Source organism: Bradyrhizobium sp. ORS 278, from assembly GCF_000026145.1.
In the GTDB taxonomy this organism is placed as follows: domain Bacteria; phylum Pseudomonadota; class Alphaproteobacteria; order Rhizobiales; family Xanthobacteraceae; genus Bradyrhizobium.
The window spans coordinates 3,744,926-3,764,766 of sequence record NC_009445.1 but is presented as its reverse complement, the minus strand read 5'-3'; the positions used below and the strand labels follow the sequence as shown (position 1 = coordinate 3,764,766).

At 65.0% G+C, this 19,841-nt stretch carries 19 protein-coding genes; 6 read left to right on the top strand and 13 right to left on the bottom strand.

Features of this window, described 5'->3' with window-relative positions; translation table 11 throughout:
- Positions 1-5: 5 nt before the first annotated feature.
- Entirely contained in the window at positions 6-1,226 is a 1,221-nt protein-coding gene (locus BRADO_RS16665; RefSeq protein WP_011926495.1) for an LL-diaminopimelate aminotransferase, read from the bottom strand.
- A gap of 218 nt (positions 1,227-1,444) precedes the next feature.
- Entirely contained in the window at positions 1,445-1,735 is a 291-nt protein-coding gene (locus tag BRADO_RS35780) for a hypothetical protein (RefSeq protein ID WP_244422830.1), read from the bottom strand.
- A 248-nt stretch (positions 1,736-1,983) separates the two neighbouring features.
- Between BRADO_RS35780 and BRADO_RS16655 the strand changes: the two genes are divergently transcribed.
- Together BRADO_RS16655 and BRADO_RS16650 are read left to right on the top strand one after the other, a co-directional pair.
- Entirely contained in the window at positions 1,984-3,789 is a 1,806-nt protein-coding gene (locus tag BRADO_RS16655; protein ID WP_011926493.1) for an alpha/beta hydrolase, read from the top strand.
- Positions 3,790-3,861: 72 nt separating this feature from the next.
- Positions 3,862-4,260, top strand: a complete 399-nt coding sequence (locus BRADO_RS16650) for an MAPEG family protein (RefSeq protein WP_011926492.1) — start codon at positions 3,862-3,864, stop codon at positions 4,258-4,260.
- Positions 4,261-4,263: 3 nt separating this feature from the next.
- Here the strand turns inward: BRADO_RS16650 and BRADO_RS16645 are convergent, their stop codons facing one another.
- The 11 genes from BRADO_RS16645 to BRADO_RS16595 all read right to left on the bottom strand — a co-directional run bounded on the left by BRADO_RS16645 (position 4,264) and on the right by BRADO_RS16595 (position 15,266).
- Positions 4,264-5,328 carry a LacI family DNA-binding transcriptional regulator gene (locus BRADO_RS16645; protein WP_041756603.1) on the bottom strand — a complete coding sequence of 355 codons (1,065 nt, stop codon included), beginning with the start codon at positions 5,326-5,328 and terminating at the stop codon, positions 4,264-4,266.
- A complete protein-coding gene (locus tag BRADO_RS16640) occupies positions 5,310-5,954 on the bottom strand; it encodes a ThuA domain-containing protein (protein ID WP_011926490.1) in 645 nt (214 codons plus the stop codon). Before BRADO_RS16640 ends, BRADO_RS16645 begins: the two co-directional genes overlap by 19 nt.
- Positions 5,955-5,964: 10 nt before the next feature.
- Entirely contained in the window at positions 5,965-7,062 is a 1,098-nt protein-coding gene (locus BRADO_RS16635; protein WP_011926489.1) for a Gfo/Idh/MocA family protein, read from the bottom strand.
- A gap of 22 nt (positions 7,063-7,084) precedes the next feature.
- The gene (locus BRADO_RS16630) at positions 7,085-7,933 is read right to left on the bottom strand and encodes a carbohydrate ABC transporter permease (RefSeq protein WP_011926488.1); all 849 of its coding nucleotides are present in this window, start codon (positions 7,931-7,933) and stop codon (positions 7,085-7,087) included.
- A complete protein-coding gene (locus tag BRADO_RS16625) occupies positions 7,926-8,867 on the bottom strand; it encodes a carbohydrate ABC transporter permease (protein ID WP_011926487.1) in 942 nt (313 codons plus the stop codon). The genes BRADO_RS16630 and BRADO_RS16625 overlap by 8 nt, the downstream gene beginning before the upstream one ends.
- 1 nt (position 8,868) lies before the next feature.
- Positions 8,869-10,128 (bottom strand): extracellular solute-binding protein, encoded by a 1,260-nt coding sequence (locus BRADO_RS16620; RefSeq protein ID WP_011926486.1) that lies wholly within the window; start codon positions 10,126-10,128, stop codon positions 8,869-8,871.
- Positions 10,129-10,381: 253 nt separating this feature from the next.
- Entirely contained in the window at positions 10,382-11,509 is a 1,128-nt protein-coding gene (locus BRADO_RS16615) for an RNA ligase (RefSeq protein WP_011926485.1), read from the bottom strand.
- 38 nt (positions 11,510-11,547) lie between these two features.
- A complete protein-coding gene (locus BRADO_RS16610) occupies positions 11,548-12,774 on the bottom strand; it encodes a threonine ammonia-lyase (protein ID WP_041756601.1) in 1,227 nt (408 codons plus the stop codon).
- A gap of 76 nt (positions 12,775-12,850) precedes the next feature.
- Entirely contained in the window at positions 12,851-13,840 is a 990-nt protein-coding gene (gene argC / locus BRADO_RS16605) for an N-acetyl-gamma-glutamyl-phosphate reductase (protein WP_011926483.1), read from the bottom strand.
- Positions 13,841-13,851: 11 nt separating this feature from the next.
- Entirely contained in the window at positions 13,852-14,502 is a 651-nt protein-coding gene (locus tag BRADO_RS16600) for an FMN-binding negative transcriptional regulator (protein WP_011926482.1), read from the bottom strand.
- A gap of 233 nt (positions 14,503-14,735) precedes the next feature.
- On the bottom strand, positions 14,736-15,266 hold the full coding sequence (locus BRADO_RS16595; protein WP_011926481.1) for a DedA family protein: 531 nt from the start codon (positions 15,264-15,266) through the stop codon (positions 14,736-14,738).
- 271 nt (positions 15,267-15,537) lie between these two features.
- Between BRADO_RS16595 and parE the strand changes: the two genes are divergently transcribed.
- The 4 genes from parE (at position 15,538) to BRADO_RS16575 (ending at position 19,839) form a co-directional block, all read left to right on the top strand.
- Positions 15,538-17,613 carry a DNA topoisomerase IV subunit B gene (gene parE / locus BRADO_RS16590; RefSeq protein ID WP_011926480.1) on the top strand — a complete coding sequence of 692 codons (2,076 nt, stop codon included), beginning with the start codon at positions 15,538-15,540 and terminating at the stop codon, positions 17,611-17,613.
- 240 nt (positions 17,614-17,853) lie between these two features.
- Complete coding sequence (locus tag BRADO_RS16585; RefSeq protein ID WP_011926479.1) at positions 17,854-18,633, top strand: outer membrane protein; 780 nt, start codon at positions 17,854-17,856, stop codon at positions 18,631-18,633.
- 222 nt (positions 18,634-18,855) lie between these two features.
- Positions 18,856-19,041 carry a hypothetical protein gene (locus BRADO_RS16580; protein ID WP_011926478.1) on the top strand — a complete coding sequence of 62 codons (186 nt, stop codon included), beginning with the start codon at positions 18,856-18,858 and terminating at the stop codon, positions 19,039-19,041.
- Positions 19,042-19,071: 30 nt separating this feature from the next.
- The gene (locus tag BRADO_RS16575) at positions 19,072-19,839 is read left to right on the top strand and encodes an SDR family NAD(P)-dependent oxidoreductase (protein ID WP_011926477.1); all 768 of its coding nucleotides are present in this window, start codon (positions 19,072-19,074) and stop codon (positions 19,837-19,839) included.
- Positions 19,840-19,841: the final 2 nt, after the last annotated feature.

The following is a 19,841-nucleotide window of genomic DNA, read 5'->3' as shown; positions in this document are numbered from 1 at the left end:
GAGACTCAGCGCCGGTTGGCGAGAGGAACCACGTTGTGCAACGTTTCGATGCCGCTTTCAAGGAAGCGGCGGACGCCGCGCGCAGCCTGCCGGATACGCTGTTCGTTCTCGACCATCGCGATGCGGACATAGCCTTCGCCATGCTCGCCGAAGCCGACGCCCGGCGAGACCGCGACGCCGCACTTCTCGACCATCAGCGTCGCGAACTGCATGCTGCCGAGACTCTTGAATTTCTCCGGCAGCGGCGTCCAGGCAAACATCGAGGCTTCCGGCGACGGGATGTCCCAGCCGGCGCGGCCGAACGACTCGACCAGCGTGTCCCGTCGCTTGCGGTAGACGTCGCGCATCTCCCGGATGCAGTCGTCCGGGCCGTTCAATGCCGCGGTCGCTGCTACCTGAACCGGCGTGAACGCGCCGTAGTCGAGATACGACTTCACGCGCGCCAGCGCCGCGATGATGCGCTCATTGCCGACGGCGAAGCCCATGCGCCAGCCGGCCATCGAATAGGTCTTCGACATCGAGGTGAACTCGACCGCGACGTCCATCGCGCCCGGCACCTGCAGCACCGACGGCGGCGGATTGTTGTCGTCAAAATAGACCTCGGCGTAGGCGAGGTCGGACAGGATCAGGATCTCGTGCTTCTTCGCGAATGCGACGAGGTCGCGATAGAAGTCGAGGCTCGCGACATAGGCGGTCGGATTGCTCGGGTAGCAGACGATCAGCGCCAGCGGCTTCGGGATCGAATGAATGATCGCCCGCTCGGCCGCTTCGAAGAATTGCGGCGTCGGCTCCGCCGGAACCGAGCGGATCACGCCGCCCGCCATCAGGAAGCCGAAGGCGTGGATCGGATAGCTCGGGTTCGGGCACAGGATCACGTCGCCCGGCGCGGTGATGGCCTGCGCGACGTTGGCAAAGCCTTCCTTCGAGCCGAGCGTCGCCACGATCTGAGTGTCGGGATTGAGCTTCACCCCGAAGCGGCGGTCATAATAGGCCGCCTGGGCGCGTCGCAGCCCGACGATGCCGCGCGACGCCGAGTAACGGTCGGTGCGCGGCTTGCCCAAGGTCTCCTTGAGCTTCTCCAGCACATGCGCGGGGGCCGGCAGGTCAGGATTGCCCATGCCGAGGTCGATGATGTCGGCGCCGGCGTTCCGCGCGGCCGCCTTGGCCCGGTTGACCTGCTCGAACACGTAAGGCGGCAGACGGCGGATGCGATAGAAATCTTCCATGGGTCTCTCGGCTCCGGCAACCGGCGGCGGATCAGCCAGCAGCGCTGGCTCGGCGGCGGCGCTGCCCTGTAATCCGTGCTAGATCAAAAACTTAGCACAGCCTTGCGGCCTGGCTGGCGACGACACGCGGGGGTGCGGTTGATTCCGGTGTTTTATCATGGACGCCGCCCCATGCCAGACAATTACGTCAGCGGCCGTACCCGCGGCGCCTTGGCCACTCAGCGATCCCTGACGCTCGATCCGATCGACGCCTGGCGATCGCGCGCGGCCTGCAGCTCCTTTTCGATCCGGGTCCGCTCCTCCAACGACATGGTCCGGCTTTCGCGGTCGCGCGGCACGTCGTTCACGGGCAGGTATCCGCTCTGGTCCTTTGGACGCGCCGCGGCATCAGCCTCCAGCGACGGCATATCTGCGATCTGGCTGGAGCAGCCGGACAGGACGGCGCAGAGCCCCACGCCCGCCGCAAGGGCTCGCGCCCTCGTCCTCCAGCTCCCGCTCACCAGCGCCACGCCACAGCCCCCACCGCCACCACACCAGCCAATCGCAACGCGGCACATTTTGCCGCAGTACAACCAATTGTCACTCGAAAGATTGATTGGTTGAACAGGTATTTGACGCTCCGCCTACGAGTTCACCATGGCCGACGCAAGCGCATTTTTCGCAGCGCAACAGACGGACATCGAATTAACCCCAAACTCTCGGATTGTTGATCTCGCGCGGTGACGAAACGATTCCGACGCGATAGTGTGAGCCCGCCATGACCGACGTCCCGAACAACACCAATCCACAAAAAACCTTCGACGCCGAAGCCTTCGCGACGAATATCGCGAGAGCAATGGAGAGCAGCGGCAAGGCCCTCGCCGCCTATCTGAAACCGCGCGAAACCGGCGAGGTTCAGGACCGTCCGCCGACCGAACTCACCGAAGTCGTGAAGTCGTTCACGGCAGTCGCCGACTACTGGCTGTCCGACAAGGATCGCGCCAGCGACATCCAAACCAAGCTCGCCAAGGGCTATCTCGACTTGTGGGGCTCGGCGGCGCGACGGTTGGCCGGCGAGGAGGCGCCGCCGGCGATCTCGCCGTCGCCGCGCGACAAACGCTTTGCCGATCCTGAGTGGAAGTCGAACCAGTTCTACGATTTCGTCATGCAGGCGTATCTGCTGACGACCCAGTGGGCGCAAGACCTCGTGCACAATGCCGAAGGCCTCGATCCGCATACGCGCAAGAAGGCCGAGTTCTACGTCAACCAGATCACCAACGCGCTGGCGCCGTCGAACTTCGTGATGACCAACCCGGAGGTGATGCGGCAGACCGTTGCGTCGAGCGGCGACAATCTGGTGCGCGGCATGCAGATGCTCGCCGAGGACATCGAGGCCGGCAAGGGCACGCTGAAGATCCGCCAATCCGATCCGGCCAATCTGGAGGTCGGCGTCAACATGGCGACGACGCCAGGCAAGGTGATCTTCCAGAACGAGATGATGCAGCTGATCCAGTACGCGCCGACGACGGAAACCGTGCTGCGGACGCCGCTGTTGATCGTGCCGCCCTGGATCAACAAGTTCTACATCCTCGACCTCAGGCCGGAAAAATCCTTCATCAAATGGTGCGTCGATCAGGGCCTCACGGTGTTCGTGATCTCCTGGGTCAATCCCGACAAGAAGCTGGGGACCAAGACCTGGGAAGACTACATGAAGGAAGGTCCGCTCACCGCGATGGACGTCATCGAGAAGGTGACGGGCGAGATGAAGGTGCACACGATGGGCTATTGCGTCGGCGGCACCATGCTGGCGACGACGCTGGCCTGGCTCGCCGACAAGCGCCGCCAGCGCGTGACCTCGGCGACGTTCCTCGCCGCGCAGGTCGACTTCACCCATGCCGGCGATCTCCTGGTGTTCGTCGACGAGACCCAGATTTCGGCGCTGGAGCGCGACATGCAGGCCTCGGGTGTGCTCGAGGGCAGCAAGATGGCGATGGCCTTCAACATGCTCAGGTCGAACGATCTGATCTGGTCCTATGTCGTGAACAACTACCTCAAGGGCCAACCGCCGCAGGCGTTCGACCTGCTGCACTGGAATTCGGACGCCACGCGGATGTCGGCGGCCAATCATTCCTATTATCTTCGCAACTGCTATCTGGAGAATCGCCTGACCACGGGCACCATGGTGCTGGACAACACGCTGCTCGACCTCTCCAAGGTCAAGGTGCCCGTCTACAACCTGGCCACCCGCGAGGACCATATCGCGCCGGCGGACTCCGTGCTCTACGGTTCGCAATTCTTCGGCGGGCCGGTGAAGTATGTGCTGTCGGGCTCCGGACATATCGCCGGTGTGGTCAATCCGCCCTCCTCCGGCAAATACCAGTACTGGACCAACGACCAGATCCACGACATTTCCCTCAAGGACTGGATGAAGGGCGCTCAGGAGCACAAGGGCTCGTGGTGGCCGGACTGGCGCGAATGGCTCGGCCAGCTCGATCCGGAACAGGTTCCCGCCCGCAGTGTCGGCAGCGAGGCCTATCCTCCGATCGAGGATGCCCCGGGCTCCTATGTCCGCGTCCGCGCATAGCGCCGTCAGCCGCAATTGACTATAACCGCTCCGTCCCGCCGGGACGGGACGGAATCAGTTGAGGGGATCTCGATGACGCGTGAACTGTTCTGGCTGACGCTGACGGTCATTCTGACCGGCCTGCTGTGGGTTCCCTACATCCTGAACCGCTGCCAGGTCCGCGGCCTGACCGGCGCCATGGCCAACCCCACGCGCAACGACAAGCCGCACGCGCCGTGGGCGACCCGGTTGATGTTCGCCCACGACAATGCGGTCGAGAACCTCGTGATCTTCGCGCCGCTGGTGCTGATCCTGAACGCGATCGACTACTCCACCAAATGGACCGTGCTCGCCTGTGCCGTCTATTTCTGGTCGCGCGTCGCCCATGTGATCGTCTACGCCCTCGGCCTACCGGTCTTCCGCACCCTGGCCTTCGTGGTCGGCTTCGCGGCGCAGGCCTTGCTGGCGATCGCGATCTTCGGCTGGCTGTAATCGTCACGGCAGATTGTCCCGCAGGAAGATGTCGATGCGGATGCGCTCCTGATCGGGGCTGATCGGCTCCCCCGAGCAATGCGCCAGCAGGACGCGCGCCGCAGAGCGGGCCTCGTGGCCGGGATCCTGGTTGATGATGGCGTCCAGCGTGCCGCGCACCAGGAACCGCCGCGTGTGCTGGGTGAGCTCGTGGGTGATCCACACGACGTCGCGGGCGCGCCCCGACGCCTCCAGCGCATCGGCGATGCCTCGGTTACCGGCGCCGCAGCAATAGATGCCGCTGAGATCGGCATGCTTGGCGAGCAGCGCCGCGGTCAGCTCCCGCGTCAGCTCGCTGTCATCGCGGCCTTCGATGACTGGCAGCGCGCGCAGGTTGGGATATTCACTGGACAGGATTTGGTTGAAGCCGAACTGCCGCTCCGCGTGGTCGCGCAGCGACAGCGACCCGGCGATGACCGCCACGGTGCCGTAGCGGCCTCCCAGGTAGCGTCCCATCAGCGTGGCGGCGGTGCGCCCCGCGGCCGGGTTGTCGATGCCGACGTAATGCAGGCGGCGCGAGGTCGGCGCGTCCGAGACCAGGGTGACGACCGCGACCCCGCGCCCGGTGAGCTCGTCGATCGCGGCCCGGACGCGGGGATGGTCGAGCGCGATGACGGCAACGCCTTGATAGACTGGCGACAGCGTTTCCAGGGCACCGGCCAGCAGGTCGGGGTCGAACACGTCGACATGGACCATGTCGATGAAGCCGCGCTGGCCGGCCAGCCAATCGGCCGTGTGCCTGACCTGCTCGGTCAGATTGGTCATGAAGCTGTTGCCGCCCGTCGGCAGTACGAAGGCGAAGCGAAAACTCTGCCCGCGCGCCAGCCGCGCGGCCGCCACGTCGGCCCGGTAGCCGAGTTTGGCGACGGCCGCCTCGACGCGCGCCATGGTCTTGGCTCGCACCCCCTCGCGCCGGTTGATGACGCGGTCAACGGTGGCGAGCGACACGCCGGCCGTGCGCGCGACGTCCTCGAGCGTCGCGCGGACGGGTGACGGCGGCGCGCCGGGTGTCACGCGCGCGCCGCCCATAGCATGCCGCGGGTCATCAGGGTGCGGATCTCCGGCACGTCGAGCTCATAGGCGCGATGACCGAGCGAGGAATAGAACACCCTGCCCGCGCCATACCGTTTCTTCCAGACCACCGGCATCACGACCCCTTCGATCCAGGGCGCGTGCTCGGCGCTGAACGTCGTGGTCGCCAGCACCTCATTGGCCGGATCGACATGCATGTAATACTGCTCGGATCGATGCTCGAAACTCGTCAATCCCTTCATGATGGGATCATCCGGCCTGGTCAAGTCGACCCGGTAGTCGATGATGTTGCCGGGATGGGCGACCCACTGGCCGCCGCACATGAACTGGTAGTCGACCGAATCGCGGAACGCGTCGCCCATGCCACCGTGATGGCCGGCGAGACCGACGCCGCCGCGTACCGCCGCGCAGAGGTTGAGAGCCTCAGCCTTTTCGATCTTCGACATGGTGTAGATCGGGATGATCAGCGACAGATCATGAATCGCGGGATCGGCGAACGCCGCGGTCGAGGTCTCGATCCGCACCTCGAACCCTTCCGCCTTGAGCCAGCCGCGGATCATCGAGGCACAGAGATCGGGATCGTGTCCTGGCCAGCCGCCCCATACAATCATTGCCTTGCGCATCTATCTGTCCTCAGTCGATCTGTCCGGTTTCGCGTCCTGCCGGCAGCGCCGCCGGCCGCTCGACGCGGCTCTCGATCTTGACGCGCCGGCCCTCGTTGGCGGAGGTCTGGAACGCCTCCATCACTTCCAGGACATGGAAGGCCAGCGCGCCGCTGGCGCGATGCGGGCGGTCGTTCAGGATCGCCGTGGCCATGTCGGCAACCCCGATCGAACGGAATTCACCGTCGACATGGCCATGCGTCAGCGGCATCGTCTCCCAGTCACCGCCGGTCTTGGCGACCTGCACCTCGCCGCCGAAGCGGTTGGGATCAGGCACCAGCATGCTGCCCTTATCGCCATAGATCTCGATCGGGGCGTGCCGATGTTTGGGGACATCGAAGCTCATCGTGACCGACACGACGGCACCACTCTCGAATTCGAGCGTCCCCGCGACATGGGTCGCGACCTCGACCGGGATCAACGTGCCGTTCATCGGCTGGCTGGTGACGAGGCGCTCGGCCCGCGGGCGCGCCGTCGAGCCCATCACGCTCGCGACCGGACCGAGCAGCTGCACGAGATCGGTGATGTAATACGGTCCCATATCGAGCATCGGCCCGCCGCCGCGAAGATAGTAGAAGCCGGGTGCAGGATGCCAGCGCTCATGGCCCGGACAGCCGAAAAAGACGCTGCCGGCGACGGGCGCTCCGATGGCGCCATCGTCGATCAGCTTGCGCGCGGTCTGATGCCCGCCGCCAAGAAAAGTGTCCGGCGCGCAGCCGACGCGCAGATTTTTTTGCGCGGCGAGCTCGATCACCTTGCGGGCTTCCGCCACATCGATGCCGAGCGGCTTCTCGGAATGAACGTGCTTGCCGGCATTCAACACCGCCAGGCTGACATCGGTATGGGCGAGCGGCACGGTGAGGTTGATGACGATCTCGATGTCGTCGCGCTTGAGCAGCTGGTCGACCCGCATTCCCGGCAGGCCGAAGGTTGCGCCCTGCCGCTCGGCCGCGTCGCTGCGCATGTCGGCGAGCGCCTTGATATCGAGGACGGGGAACCGCTGCGCCGCCTTCAGATAGGCGGTGCTGATGTTGCCGCATCCGATGATGCCGATACCGACGCGTCTCATAGCATTCTCCGTGAGATCTGGTTCATCCCTTGACCGCGCCCGACGTCAGGCCGGCGACGATGTGCTTCTGCGCCAGGAGAAACAGGATGATGGTGGGCAGGATGGTCAGGGTGATGAAGGCGAGGATCAGGTGCCACTCGGACGAATACTCGCCCTGATAGACCATGATGCCGAGCGGCCAGGGGTATAGCGCATCGGTGTTGAGCATCACGAGCGGCAGCAGATAGGCATTCCAGCTGTTGACGAAGGTGATGGTGCCGACGGTGGCGAGGATCGGCCGCGACAGCGGCAAGGTCACGTAGCGAAAGAATTTGACGTAGCTGCAGCCGTCGACCAGCGCCGCCTCGAGCAGTTCGTAAGGGATGTCCTTGAAGAAGCGGCGCAGCAGCAGCACGCTCATCGCGAGGCTGAACGCGACCTGCGGCAGCGCCACGCCGAAATAGGTATCGAGCAGGCCGAGATCGCGCACCTTGATGAACAGCGGCAGTACCGCGGTGGCTGCTGGAAACAGCAAGCCCAGCGTCAGATAGCTCAGCAGCATCGAGCTGCCGAAGAACCGGACATGGGCAAAGGTGAACGCCGCCATCGAGGCGACGATCAGGGTCAGGAACACCGTGAGCGTCGAGATGATCAGCGAGTTGCGCAGCAACTGCCAATAGCGGCCGGAGAACAGGATGTCCGCATAATTCTGCCACTCCCAATGTTGCGGCAGGCCGAACGGGTTGACGCGCAGTTCGCCGAGCGACTTGAAGCCGCCAAGGGCGGTCGCCAGCAGCGGCACCAGCACGAACACGGCGACGATCGTCAGGAATGCCGCCTTGAACAGCACCGCCGGATCAAAGGGCTCTCTTGTGGTCTCGGCCCTATTCATCGCGCATGAACCATCGCTTGTAGGTGAAGGCAAAGGTCACGCAGATCACGAACAGGATGACGCCGATGGCGCTGCCGTAGCCCACGCGCATGCGGGAGATGCCGTTGTTGTAGAGGAAGCTGACCATCGTGTTCGAGGAATCGGCCGGGCCGCCGCGGGTCAGCGGCATGACGAGATCGAACAGCTGCAGCGAGCCGATGATGGCAAAGAAAACGGACAGCCGGATCGTGGGATGGAGCAAGGGAATGACCACGTGGCGCAGGCTCTGCGTCCGCGTCGCTCCGTCGATCCGGGCGGCCTCGATCAGGCTCCTGTCGATGCTCTGCAGCGCCGCGATGAACAGCATCATGTGGAAGCCGAAATACTTCCAGACGATCACGATCAAGACCGCCAGCATCGCGGTGTCGGTCGAAGCGAGCAGGTGCGGCGGCTCGGCGCCGAAGCTGCGCCAGATCGAGGCGACGAGCCCGTAGTCGCCGTCATAGACGAAGCTGAAGATCAGTCCGGTCGCGATTTCCGCGAGGATGTAGGGCATGAAGAACAGCATGCGCAGCGCCACCGCGCCGCGGAACCGCTCCGCCAGCATCAGGGCCAGCGTCAGCGCCAGCGGGAGCTGGACGCACAGCGAGACCGCGATGATCAGGCCGTTGTTGCGCAGCGCGAGCCAGAACGCGCGCGTCTCCAGCACGAACCGATAGTTGTCGAATCCGATCCAGTTCGTCGGCCGGCCGAACCCGTTCCAGTTGAAGCCGGAATACCAGGCGGCCTCGCCTATCGGCAGCACCACGAACAGCGTGAACAGCAGCAGCGCGGGCGGCAGGAACAGGACGATGACCGTAAATCGGCCATCCCAGCTCGGGCCGCGGCTGGCATGCGCGGCGAGCTTCGGCCGCGCAACTTGCATGGCCGGGGTACTCGCGATCGGACGCGCCACGTCAGTTGCCCTGTTTCCGCGCCGCTTCGATGGCCTTGGCGGCGTCCTGCGGACTCATGCTGCCGCCAGCAATCTCGGCGCTGACGTCATTGACGACGCGGCCGACCGACGGACCCAGACTCTGGTCATAGAAGTTCTGGTGATAGTTCGACTTCGCCAGATTGGCCGCGATCTGCTTCATGAAGGAGTTGGTGAGGCCGGCTTCGGCGCCCTGCACCACCGGGACAATGAAGTTGCCCGCCGCAAGCCGCGTCTGCACATCCTTCGAGATGAAGTATTTCAGGAAGTCGACCGCCTCCTTCGGCGAACCCTTGGTGACGAGCCAGCCGGTGATACCGCCGAGCGTGTCCGTCGGCGCGCCCTTGCCGTCCGCGACGGTCGGGAAATCGAACCAGCAGATCTTGTCCTCGCCCAAGCCCACCTTGTCGGCCGCGAGCGCCCGCTGCAGATTGTAGACCGAGCTGATCGCCAGCGTCATGGCCGCCTTGCCGTCACCGAAATAGCCGACGGCCTGCGGGTTCTTGAAGCCGAGGAAGCCGTTCTGGAACGGCTGGAGGTCGACCAATTGCTTGAACAGCTCACCGGATTTGACGAAGGTGTCGGCCGCGAAGCCGCCATTCTCGCCGCGGAGCGCCGCCTCGAACGCCGGCTTGCCGCCGAGGCGCACCGCGAGGTGCGTCCAGTAGAAGTGCAGCGGCCATTTGTCGGCGCCGCCCACCACGATCGGCGTGACGCCGGCAGCCTTCAAGGTCTTGACGGCGGTCAGCAGATCATCCCAGGTTTTGATGACTGCAGGATCGACCTTGGCCTTGGCCATCAGCTCCCTGTTGCAGACGAAGCCGACCTGCGAGAGTGCGATCGGCAGGCCGTAGACGCGGCCTTTGTCGGTGAAAGCGGCGAGCGCCGCCGGCGTGATGCTGTCGCTGTAGCCCTTCACCTGGTCGGTGATGTCCTCGAGAACGCCGGCCTCGATCTGCGCCTTCAGCACGCCGCCGGCCCAGCTGTAGATGATGTTCGGGCGATCCTTCGATTGCAGGATGGTCGGCAGCTTGGCCTTGTAGGCCTCGTTCTCCAGGAACTGCATCTCGATCTTCGTGCCCGGATGCGACGCCTCATAAGCGCGCGCCACCTCCTCCCAGATCTTCACCTGGGCCGGGTTGACCTCGATGTGCAGCCATTTGACGGTGGTGTCGGCTAGAACGGCGCTCGCCCCAACAAGGCATGCAGCCGCGGCGAGGCCAAGCTTCGCAAGCAGTCTCATCAGAATCCTCCCAACCGTCTTTTTTGTTGAAGCAATCCTGTCCTCAAAAATTGAGGTGCGCAACTAAAAATCTGACCTGAAAACCTCACAAGAGAGCTTCGCGCGTGCAGCAAAGATGCTGCGCTGCGCACGCGCGGGTTCCCTCCGGTGTCCTGTGCAAGCTTATTCGGAACAAAAAAGGGAAGCGGGACGCCGCCGGGCGACGAGGCGAGCACCGCTGGGCGAACGCGTGCTGCGACACCGCGGAGCGACGTCAGCCGTCGAGAGCGTCGATCAGCGTGTCATTGACCAGAGGACGCAGGCTGAAATCGTCCTTCAGCCGCGTGCGTCCATACCACTCGAGCAAGGTGACTTCCTTGCCGAGATAGCGCTGCATCGCCAGGCCGAACAGCGGATGCTCCTTGTTGGCGATCGCAAAGCTCTTGCGGTCGAGATCGCGGTCGCGCTGATAGATCGCCTCGATCTCATCCAGGAACGCGGAGAGCATGCCTTTGAGTCGCGCCTCGACCTCATTCACCGCGGCAAGGTCAATGCCGGCTTCGACCAGGTGACCCTTGACGTCGTCCAGCTCCTCTTTGAGCGCGAGCGTGGCGATGTCGCGCTCGCGCAGGAACGACAGGCTGCGATGGATGCGCACGTACCAGGGGCACTTGATCTTGACCATCTCGCCACTGGCGAACTGGATGACATAGCCTTCCCTGCCCTCCATGTCAGCCAGCGAGTCGATAGCGGCCGCAAGCGACAGTCCGTCGAACCGATGCACCAGCGGGACGCTGTGGCGGGCGATGAGCTCATGAATGGCGTGATCCCCATCGAGCATGACATACCGGCCGGTGACGTTGTCGCGCACATGCAGCAACCACAGCTCGGGTTGCTCCTGCGCGACGACGATCCGCGCCTCCGGATGGGTCAGCTCGAAGATCGCGGTCATGCCGGCGCTCGCGACCTCCTTGGCGAAGGCGTTGATGCGGACGTATTTTGGTTGCTCCATCAGCTGTGCTGCCAGACGGACCACATCCGAGTTGAACGACTTCTTCGACCGCCATGTCAGCTGACCATCGACCCAGGCGGTCGCGACCATGCTGCCGTCGAGCTTGTCATAGATCGCGACGATGTCGTCGCGGGACAGCAGCCGGTCGGGCGCCAGCCATTCCTTCTCGCCGACATTGAAGAACTTGTGCAGCGGCCGCGATACGATGCGGCCGGCGCGATCGAACGCGATGCCGCGGCACTCCAGCGCCTCCGGCGAGTCGAAGGTCTTGGAGTCCATGAACAGATAGCAGCCGACCGTGATGCCGTTGGGCTGGGAGAGGAAGCGGATCTCCTTCTTGCCCGCGACCGCAGGCTCGACGTCGGAGATGTGTCGAATGGTCTTGAACATCGATGACGTTCCAAAATCGGTAGCAGTGGGAGGCTCGCTCAGGTGCAGCGCGCCTTGAAATCGGCTGCGACCAGCCTGTCCATCACCTCGTTGAGATGCGCCTGGTCGCGGGTCTCGATCACCAGTTCCAGCAAGGTCGCCTTGGCGGGCAAGTCGGAAAACGTGCGCTGATGCGAGACCTCGATAATGTTGGCGCCGGCATCGGCCAGCAGCGCGGACACCGCGGCGAGCTGTCCCGGACGATCGACGATATCGATCGACAGCTGGGTCAGCCGGCCTTCGCGGGCGAGTTCGCGCGTCAGCACCGAGGCGATCAGCCGGGTGTCGATATTGCCTCCACACAGCACGAGACCGACATTGCGGCCCGCAAATTGATCCTGATGCGCGAGAACCGCGGCAAGGCCGACGGCGCCGGCGCCTTCGACCACGGTCTTCTCGATCGAGATCAAGGTGGCCAGCGCACGCTCGATCTGCGGCTCGGTGACGAGCAGGATCTCGTCGACGAGATGCCGGATGATCTCGGTCGTGATCCGGCCCGGCGATTTCACCGCGATGCCCTCCGCCAGCGTATCGCCGCGCATCGGCAGTGACCGCCCGCTGATGGCATTGTACATCGAGGGATAGAGCTCGGCCTGCACGCCGACGATCCGCATCGATGGCTTGAGCGCGCGCGCCGCGACCGCGATGCCCGAGATCAGCCCGCCGCCGCCGATCGGCACCACCAGCGTGTCGAGCTCGGGAACGACGGCCAGCATCTCCAGCGCGACCGTCCCCTGCCCGGCAATGATCAGCGGATCGTCATACGGATGGATCATGGTCATGCCGCGGGCCGCGCCGTGCTCCCGCGCGAACGTGCCTGCTTCCTCCAGCGTGGCGCCGGAGATCACGACCTCGGCGCCGTGCCGGCGGGTGTTCTCCACCTTCACCATCGGCGTGCCCACGGGCATCACGATGGTTGCGGGAATGCCGAGGCGACGCGCGTTGTAGGCGACGCCCTGCGCGTGATTGCCGGCGGACATCGCGATCACGCCGCGCTCTCTCTGCTCTGACGACAGCGCATTCAACCGGTTGAGCGCGCCGCGCTCCTTGAAGGAGGACGTGAACTGCAGGTTCTCGAACTTCAGCCAGATGTTGCAGCCGCAGATCTCGCCGAGCGTCCGGCTCTGGTTGCAGGCCGTGGTGAGCACCGCGCCGCTGATCGTGTCAGCAGCGGCGCGCACATCGTTGATGGTAACGGGCAGATCGTTGAGGTCATAGGTGGTCATGTGTCTACCCATCGATGTCTGGCCGTGCATCCCTGCGGCGGCCGGCAGAAGTCCGGCCGGATGATTCCGTCCGATCTCAGGCGAGATCGGGCAGACCCAGCATCAGCCGCATGTTCTGAACGGCCGCACCCGAGGCGCCCTTCCCGAGATTGTCGAGCCGCGCCACCAGCACCGCCTGATGATGCTTCTCGCTGGCGAAGACATAGAGCTCGAGCTGGTTGGTCTCGTTGAGCCCTTCGGGCTCGAGCTTGCCGCTCGTGTTGGCCGCGCTCTCGAGCGGCATCACCGAAACGCATTTGCTGCCGTCATAGTGCTTCGCCAGGGCGGCATGCAGGTCCGCTCCCGACGGCTTGCCCGGCAGCGTCTCGAGTTGCAGCGGCACCGAGACCAGCATGCCCTGGCGGTAGTTGCCGACCGAGGGAATGAAGATCGGCCGCCGCGTCAGCTTCGAATAGAGCTGCAGCTCCGGCAGGTGCTTATGCTCCAAGCCGAGGCCATAGAGCTCGAAATGCGGCGCGGTGCCGTTCTCATAGGCCGCGATCATGGTCTTGCCGCCGCCCGAATAGCCGCTGACGGCGTTCACCATGATCGGATAGTCCTGCGGCAAGAGGCCCGCATCGACCAGCGGCCGCAGCAGCGCGATACCGCCGGTCGGGTAGCAGCCGGGGTTGGAGACCTTGCGCGCGTTGCGGATCTTGTCGGCCTGGTCGGCGGCAAGCTCGGGAAAACCATACGCCCAGTCCGGCGCGACGCGATACGCGGTCGACGCATCCAGCACCTTCGGCGCCGACGCGCCCATGCTGTCGACCAGGGCGACCGTCTCCTTGGCCGCATCATCCGGCAGGCAGAGGATGACGAGGTCGACCTCGGCCATCAGCTCTTGCTTGGCGGCCGGGTCCTTGCGCTTGTCGTCAGCAATGGTCTTCACGACGATGTCGCTCTGATGCGCGAGCCGCTCGGCGATCCCGAGACCCGTCGTCCCTGAGCCCCCGTCGACGAAGACGGAGCGGGCAGCGGTGCCGGTGGCGGTCTGTGCCTTCGGCGGGTTGCTATCGATCACGGACATCACACGCTCCTTCAGGTCTGGGGTTCGCCGGCAAAGGCCTCGGGCCGCGCCTGCCGCATGAGAGAGGAAATCTGTTGCGCACCGATGTCGGCCTGCTCGCCGAGCCGGGTGGCCACGGCCGCATAGTCGGCTTCGGACTTGTGCTGGTTGAGCTTGAAGCTGCCCTCGACCGCATCGATCGTCATGACGATGCCGACGATCGCCTTGCGCATCGCCTCGAGCCGGCCCGTGGTCATCTTGTCCGAGGTCCAAGGCGGCTTCGGCAACAGCCATTGCTCGAACTTGGCGCTGAGCGCGTCGGCCTGCGCCGCCAGCTCGGCGTCCGACAACAGCCGAGCCGGGCCGGTCAGGTGCACCGCCTGATACAGCCAGGTCGGCACCTGCTCGGGTGAGACGTACCAGTCGGCCGATACGTAGGCGTCGGCACCGTTGACCGCGAGCAGCCATGGCGTCGCGCCGTCGGCGAGCCTCGCCAGCGGATTGTTGCGGGCGACATGGAAGAACGCCTGCGGCGTGCCGTCGGCCAGCGCGCCCAGATGGAACGGCAGCGACGATGCGATCGGCTTGGTGCCGTCCCACGCGCAGACCGTGCCGAAGCCGCGCGCGTCCGCGAAGCCGAGGCTCGCGGCGCGGTCGGGCTTGAAAGGCGGTGGCGTGTACATCGCAAACTCCTGCTGGACGAAGGAGCCGCCTGATCAATCGCGCTGCAAGAAGAGGATTTGCCGCGGGACCGGATCCGGCGGCAAGGGCTGTGACCTCAAACGCAGATCATCGCCCGTACCGCGGGGGTACGACGGCGCATTCCGGCGATCATATTGGTCGCTGCGTGGATCATGGGCGCAGGCGTATAAGGCCGTGGGGTTCCTGCGTCAAGGTCGCAGGCGGCTGGCGCACGTCACACGCTGCGCCACAGCCATTCCATGATGCGGCCGATCACGTCGCCGAACAGCAGCAGCGCGGCCGACCAGACCAGCGCGGACACGAAATTGGCGACCTGAAACATCACATAGGGCATCTCGAAGATGCCGGCCGCCAGCGGCACCGAGGCGCGCAGCGGCCCGAAGAACCGGCCGATGAAAATGCTCGGCACGCCCCAGTCGCGCACGAACGCCTCGCCGCGGGGCAGCAGCTCCGGGTAGCGCGACAGCGGCCACATCCTGGCGACGCGGTCCTTGTAGCGATAGCCGAACCAATAGGAGACCCAATCGCCCAGCGCCGCGCCGAGACCACCGGCCAGCCAGACCGGCCAGAAGCTGATGCCGGTGGCGCCAATCAGGGCGCCGATCGCGACCAGCGCGCCCCAGGCCGGAATCAGCAGCGAGATGAAGGCCAGCGACTCGCCGAAGGCCAGCAGCAGGACGATCGGGGCAGCCCAGGCCTGATGGTCGCGCACGAACTCGGCTACCGCGCGGCCAAACTCTTCCATCTGCTCGACGCCTTTCCTGCGACCCGGCTGTAAGTGCTTGAAGCCTTTCGCGGTTCCCTACCGCAGACTGGTACGCCACGGAGCCGGGCAACTTCAAGTCACAACAACCGGCTGCGGCGCGTGAACGCGGCCGGTTCAGCGCAAGGAACCGCCGAACGGCAGCCAGTCCCTGCGATGGTCCGCGTTCCCAGGTCATTGTTTTATGCCGGGGCATGGCATAGTCAGGCGCAACGATTCGTTCCATCTTGCGCCAGCGCAACATCAAGATTCTATGGGTAAGCCGTTGAAATCAGCTGCAAAAGCCAAGGCCAAGGGGGTCGCCGACCCGCTGGCGGCGTTCGCCGCCAAGGGCAAGGCCCAGACCAAGCATCAAGCCAAGCCAGCCGCACGCGCGGCCGGATCCGAGGGCGAATATACCGCCCGCGACATCGAGGTGCTCGAGGGCCTGGAGCCGGTGCGCCGCCGCCCCGGCATGTATATCGGCGGCACCGACGAGAAGGCGCTGCACCACCTCTTCGCAGAGGTCATCGACAACTCGATGGACGAGGCGCTGGCCGGCCACGCCACCTTCATCGAGGTCGAACTCGACGCCCAGGGCTTCCTGACCGTGACCGACAACGGCCGCGGCATTCCGATTGATCCGCATCCGAAGTTTCCGAAGAAGTCGGCGCTCGAGATCATCATGTGCACGCTGCATGCAGGCGGCAAGTTCGACTCCAAGGTCTACGAGACCTCGGGCGGCTTGCACGGCGTCGGCATCTCCGTGGTGAACGCGCTGTCGACCCGGCTCGAGGTCGAGGTCGCGCGCAACCAGAAGCTCTACCGCATGATCTTCGAGCGCGGCCATCCCAAGGGCAAGCTCGAGGAGGTCGGCAAGGCCCCCAACCGCCGCGGCACCAAGGTGCGCTTCCAGCCCGACCCGACCATCTTCGGCGCCAAGGCGACATTCAAGCCGCAGCGCCTGTTCAAGATGGCCCGCTCCAAGGCCTATCTGTTCGGCGGCGTCGAGATCCGCTGGAAGTGCGATCCGTCGCTGCTCAAGGGCATCGAGGACGTCCAGCCCGAGGCGACGTTCCACTTCCCGGGCGGCCTGAAGGACTATCTGGCCGCAGCGATCCATGCCGACACGCTGGTCCATCCGGACATCTTCGCCGGCAAGTCCGGCCGCACCGGCGGCCATGGCGGCTGCGAATGGGCGGTCGCCTGGACGGCCGATGCCGACGGCTTCTTGTCGTCCTACTGCAACACCATCCCGACGCCCGACGGCGGCACGCACGAATCGGGCATCCGCAGCGCACTCCTTCGCGGCCTGAAGGACCATGCCGAGCGCGTCGGCCAGGGCAAGCGCTCGGCCAACATCACCTCCGAGGACATCATGGCGGGCGCCGCCATCATGCTCTCGGTGTTCGTGCGCGAGCCGGAATTCCAGGGCCAGACCAAGGACCGACTCGCGACCGCCGAGGCGCAGCGCATCGTCGAGCAGGCCGTCAAGGACCCGTTCGACCACTGGCTGTCGGGCAATCCGGTGCAGGCGAACAGGCTGCTCGACTTCGTCGTCGAGCGCGCCGAGGAGCGCATCCGCCGCCGCCAGGAGAAGGAGACGGCGCGCAAGACCGCGACCAAGAAGCTGCGCCTGCCCGGCAAACTCGCCGACTGCACCGACGCCGGGACGGAAGGCTCCGAGCTGTTCATCGTCGAGGGCGATTCGGCCGGCGGCAGCGCCAAGCAGGCGCGCGACCGCAAGAAGCAGGCGGTGCTGCCGCTGCGCGGCAAGATCCTCAACGTCGCCTCCGCCGGCAAGGACAAGCTGACCGCCAACGCCCAGCTCGCCGACCTCGTGATGGCGATCGGCGCCGGGACCGGAACGTCGTACCGCGAAGAGGATCTGCGCTACCAGCGCATCATCATCATGACCGACGCCGACGTCGACGGCGCCCACATCGCCTCGCTGCTGATCACCTTCTTCTACCGGCAGATGCCGCGGCTGATCGACGAGGGGCACCTCTATCTGGCGGTGCCGCCGCTGTACCGGCTCACCCATGGCAGCAAGACGTTCTACGCCCGCGACGACGCCCACAGGGATGAGCTTTTGAGGCGCGAGTTCAACGCCAATGCCAAGGTCGAGATCGGCCGCTTCAAAGGCCTGGGCGAGATGATGCCGGCGCAGCTCAAGGAGACCACCATGGATCCGGCCAAGCGGACCCTGCTCCGGGTGATGCTGCTGGCCGACGATCGCGATGGCACCGCCGACTCGGTCGAGCGGCTGATGGGCACCAAGGCCGAGGCGCGTTTCGCCTTCATCTCGGAAAAGGCGGAATTCGCCAGCGACGAGTTGCTCGACGTCTAGCTTTTGACCCGATGTCTCGTATCGATTGCAGGTTCCACGCGTTCGCGTGGGCCTGCTTTTTTCTTTTATAAACAATTTGTTACCACGGAGCCTCGCATCCCGCAGCGCACTTTCCCCGCCGGTGTGCTCCCCCGGCAACAGCTTTTGGGCACCAATCGGCTATAGTTCTGGCACAACTGGCGAGGGAATCGCCGCCGCTTTCCGGTCCTCGCGACCCGCCGATCTCTTGGGGAATTGAATATGAAAAAGCTTTTGCTCGCTCTGACCGCGGTGGTCGCGATGACGGGGGCCGCGTCGGCGGCTGATTTGGCTGCCCGCCCCTACGTGAAGGCTCCGATGGCGCCGGTCGCGCCGAGCTGGACCGGCTTCTACATCTTCGGCGGTGGCGGCGGTGGTCTGTGGAACGCCGACAGCAACGTCAAAACGGTTGGCGGTTTGGCGATCACGCGCGATCAGCGCCTCGGCGGCAACGGCTGGTTCGGTACGGTCGGTGCTGGTTACGACTGGCAATTCAATGGCTCGTGGCTGGCCGGCGTGTTCGCCGATGGCCAGTTCGGTGATATTCGCGGCTCGCTGACCGATCCGAACTTCGCCCTCGAAGGCCGTGAGAAGCTGCGCACGAGCTACGCAGCCGGTATCCGCGTCGGCTACCTCGTGGCGCCGAACGTTCTCTCCTACGTCAATGGCGGCTACTCCGGATCCGATTGGTCGGGCACAAACCTGTCCACTTTGGCCGCGGGCGGCGGTGCGACCGTGGCAACCACGCCCTCCTTCCACCGTGACGGCTGGTTCATCGGCGGCGGCGTCGAGAACAACCTGAACATCTTCGGCATCTCTGCGCCGGGCTGGTTCATGAAGACCGAGTACCGCTCGGCCTATTACAGCCGCGTGACCCTCCCGGAGACGGCCGTCGGCGCCGCTGCTCCGTTCCAGACCGTGACCTTCAAGCCCTGGGTGCAGACCATCAGCACCTCGCTGGTCTACCGCTTCAACTGGACCGGACCGGTCGGCAAGTATTGATCGCCAAAAGGCGAGCATCTACCATCGAGCGGTCCACGCTCTGGTCTGATCCATGTCACTGCGAAAAGCCCCGGTGTATCCGGGGCTTTTTATTTTTGGCCCCGCTCCGACACGCTGGTCATCAGGCCCGTCCGCCGCTAGCTTCCGCTGCTAACACGTTCACAAAAAAGGCGGCAGCGGCGTCTCCCATGCGGTGGCGCCGTCGATGAGGGAGGAGTGGCCATGCGGAAATTCTTGATGATGGGCGGCCTGCTTCTGCTTGCTGTCGGCCTGTTCTGGGTCGGCCAGGGCACCGGCGTGGTGGCCTGGCCGCGCACGAGCTTCATGATCAACCAACTGCAATGGGCCGGCTATGGCGTCGGCATGGGCGCGCTCGGGCTGGTGATGATCTGGCAGGGCACCTGCTGACCTTATCCGCACTCGATTTGGAGACGATGCATGACAGGCCGTTTCGACCTGAGGGGCAAGGTTGCGATCGTGACAGGAGGCAACGGCGGGATCGGACTTGGCATGGCCCGAGGCTTGGCCGATGCGGGTGCCGACATCGCCGTCATCGGCCGCAACGAGGCCAAGTCGCAGGCGGCGATCGCCGATCTCGCCAGCCGCGGCGTGCGCGCCATCGCTGTGACGGCCGACGTCCGCAACAAGAACGATGTCGACGCGATGGTCGCGCGTGTCACCGCGGCGCTCGGCCGGATCGACATCCTGATCAACAATGCCGGCATGAGCATCCGCAAGCCGCCGCATCTGCTCGAGCTCGAGGAATGGCAGGAGGTGATCGACACCAATCTCACCAGCGCCTTCCTGTGCTCGAAGGCCGCCTACCCCGCGCTCAAGGCCAATGGCGGCGGCAAGATCATCAACATCGGCTCGATGCTGTCGATCTTCGGCGCCAGCTTCGCGCCGGCCTACGCAGCGAGCAAAGGCGGCATCGTGCAGTATACGCGCGCCTGTGCCTGCGCCTGGGCGCCCGACAACATTCAGGTCAACGCGATTCTGCCGGGCTGGATCGACACCGATCTGACGCGGGCCGCCCGCCAGCAGATCGATGGCCTGCATGACCGGGTGCTGGCGCGCACGCCGGCTGCGCGCTGGGGCCACATCGACGACTTCGCCGGTATCGCCACCTTCCTCAGCTCCTCGGCCTCGGACTTCGTCACGGGCACTGCGATTCCCGTCGACGGCGGCTACTCGATCATGGCCTGACG

What these genes read in the sequence shown, in the direction of transcription:
- BRADO_RS16665 (WP_011926495.1), bottom strand. Translation starts at nt 1,226, where the DNA reads ATGGAAGATTTCTATCGCATCCGCCGTCTGCCGCCTTACGTGTTCGAG.
- BRADO_RS16655 (WP_011926493.1), top strand. Translation starts at nt 1,984, where the DNA reads ATGACCGACGTCCCGAACAACACCAATCCACAAAAAACCTTCGACGCC.
- BRADO_RS16650 (WP_011926492.1), top strand. Translation starts at nt 3,862, where the DNA reads ATGACGCGTGAACTGTTCTGGCTGACGCTGACGGTCATTCTGACCGGC.
- BRADO_RS16645 (WP_041756603.1), bottom strand. Translation starts at nt 5,328, where the DNA reads ATGGGCGGCGCGCGCGTGACACCCGGCGCGCCGCCGTCACCCGTCCGC.
- BRADO_RS16640 (WP_011926490.1), bottom strand. Translation starts at nt 5,954, where the DNA reads ATGCGCAAGGCAATGATTGTATGGGGCGGCTGGCCAGGACACGATCCC.
- BRADO_RS16635 (WP_011926489.1), bottom strand. Translation starts at nt 7,062, where the DNA reads ATGAGACGCGTCGGTATCGGCATCATCGGATGCGGCAACATCAGCACC.
- BRADO_RS16630 (WP_011926488.1), bottom strand. Translation starts at nt 7,933, where the DNA reads ATGAATAGGGCCGAGACCACAAGAGAGCCCTTTGATCCGGCGGTGCTG.
- BRADO_RS16620 (WP_011926486.1), bottom strand. Translation starts at nt 10,128, where the DNA reads ATGAGACTGCTTGCGAAGCTTGGCCTCGCCGCGGCTGCATGCCTTGTT.
- BRADO_RS16615 (WP_011926485.1), bottom strand. Translation starts at nt 11,509, where the DNA reads ATGTTCAAGACCATTCGACACATCTCCGACGTCGAGCCTGCGGTCGCG.
- BRADO_RS16610 (WP_041756601.1), bottom strand. Translation starts at nt 12,774, where the DNA reads ATGACCACCTATGACCTCAACGATCTGCCCGTTACCATCAACGATGTG.
- argC (WP_011926483.1), bottom strand. Translation starts at nt 13,840, where the DNA reads ATGTCCGTGATCGATAGCAACCCGCCGAAGGCACAGACCGCCACCGGC.
- BRADO_RS16600 (WP_011926482.1), bottom strand. Translation starts at nt 14,502, where the DNA reads ATGTACACGCCACCGCCTTTCAAGCCCGACCGCGCCGCGAGCCTCGGC.
- BRADO_RS16595 (WP_011926481.1), bottom strand. Translation starts at nt 15,266, where the DNA reads ATGGAAGAGTTTGGCCGCGCGGTAGCCGAGTTCGTGCGCGACCATCAG.
- parE (WP_011926480.1), top strand. Translation starts at nt 15,538, where the DNA reads ATGGGTAAGCCGTTGAAATCAGCTGCAAAAGCCAAGGCCAAGGGGGTC.
- BRADO_RS16585 (WP_011926479.1), top strand. Translation starts at nt 17,854, where the DNA reads ATGAAAAAGCTTTTGCTCGCTCTGACCGCGGTGGTCGCGATGACGGGG.
- BRADO_RS16580 (WP_011926478.1), top strand. Translation starts at nt 18,856, where the DNA reads ATGCGGAAATTCTTGATGATGGGCGGCCTGCTTCTGCTTGCTGTCGGC.
- BRADO_RS16575 (WP_011926477.1), top strand. Translation starts at nt 19,072, where the DNA reads ATGACAGGCCGTTTCGACCTGAGGGGCAAGGTTGCGATCGTGACAGGA.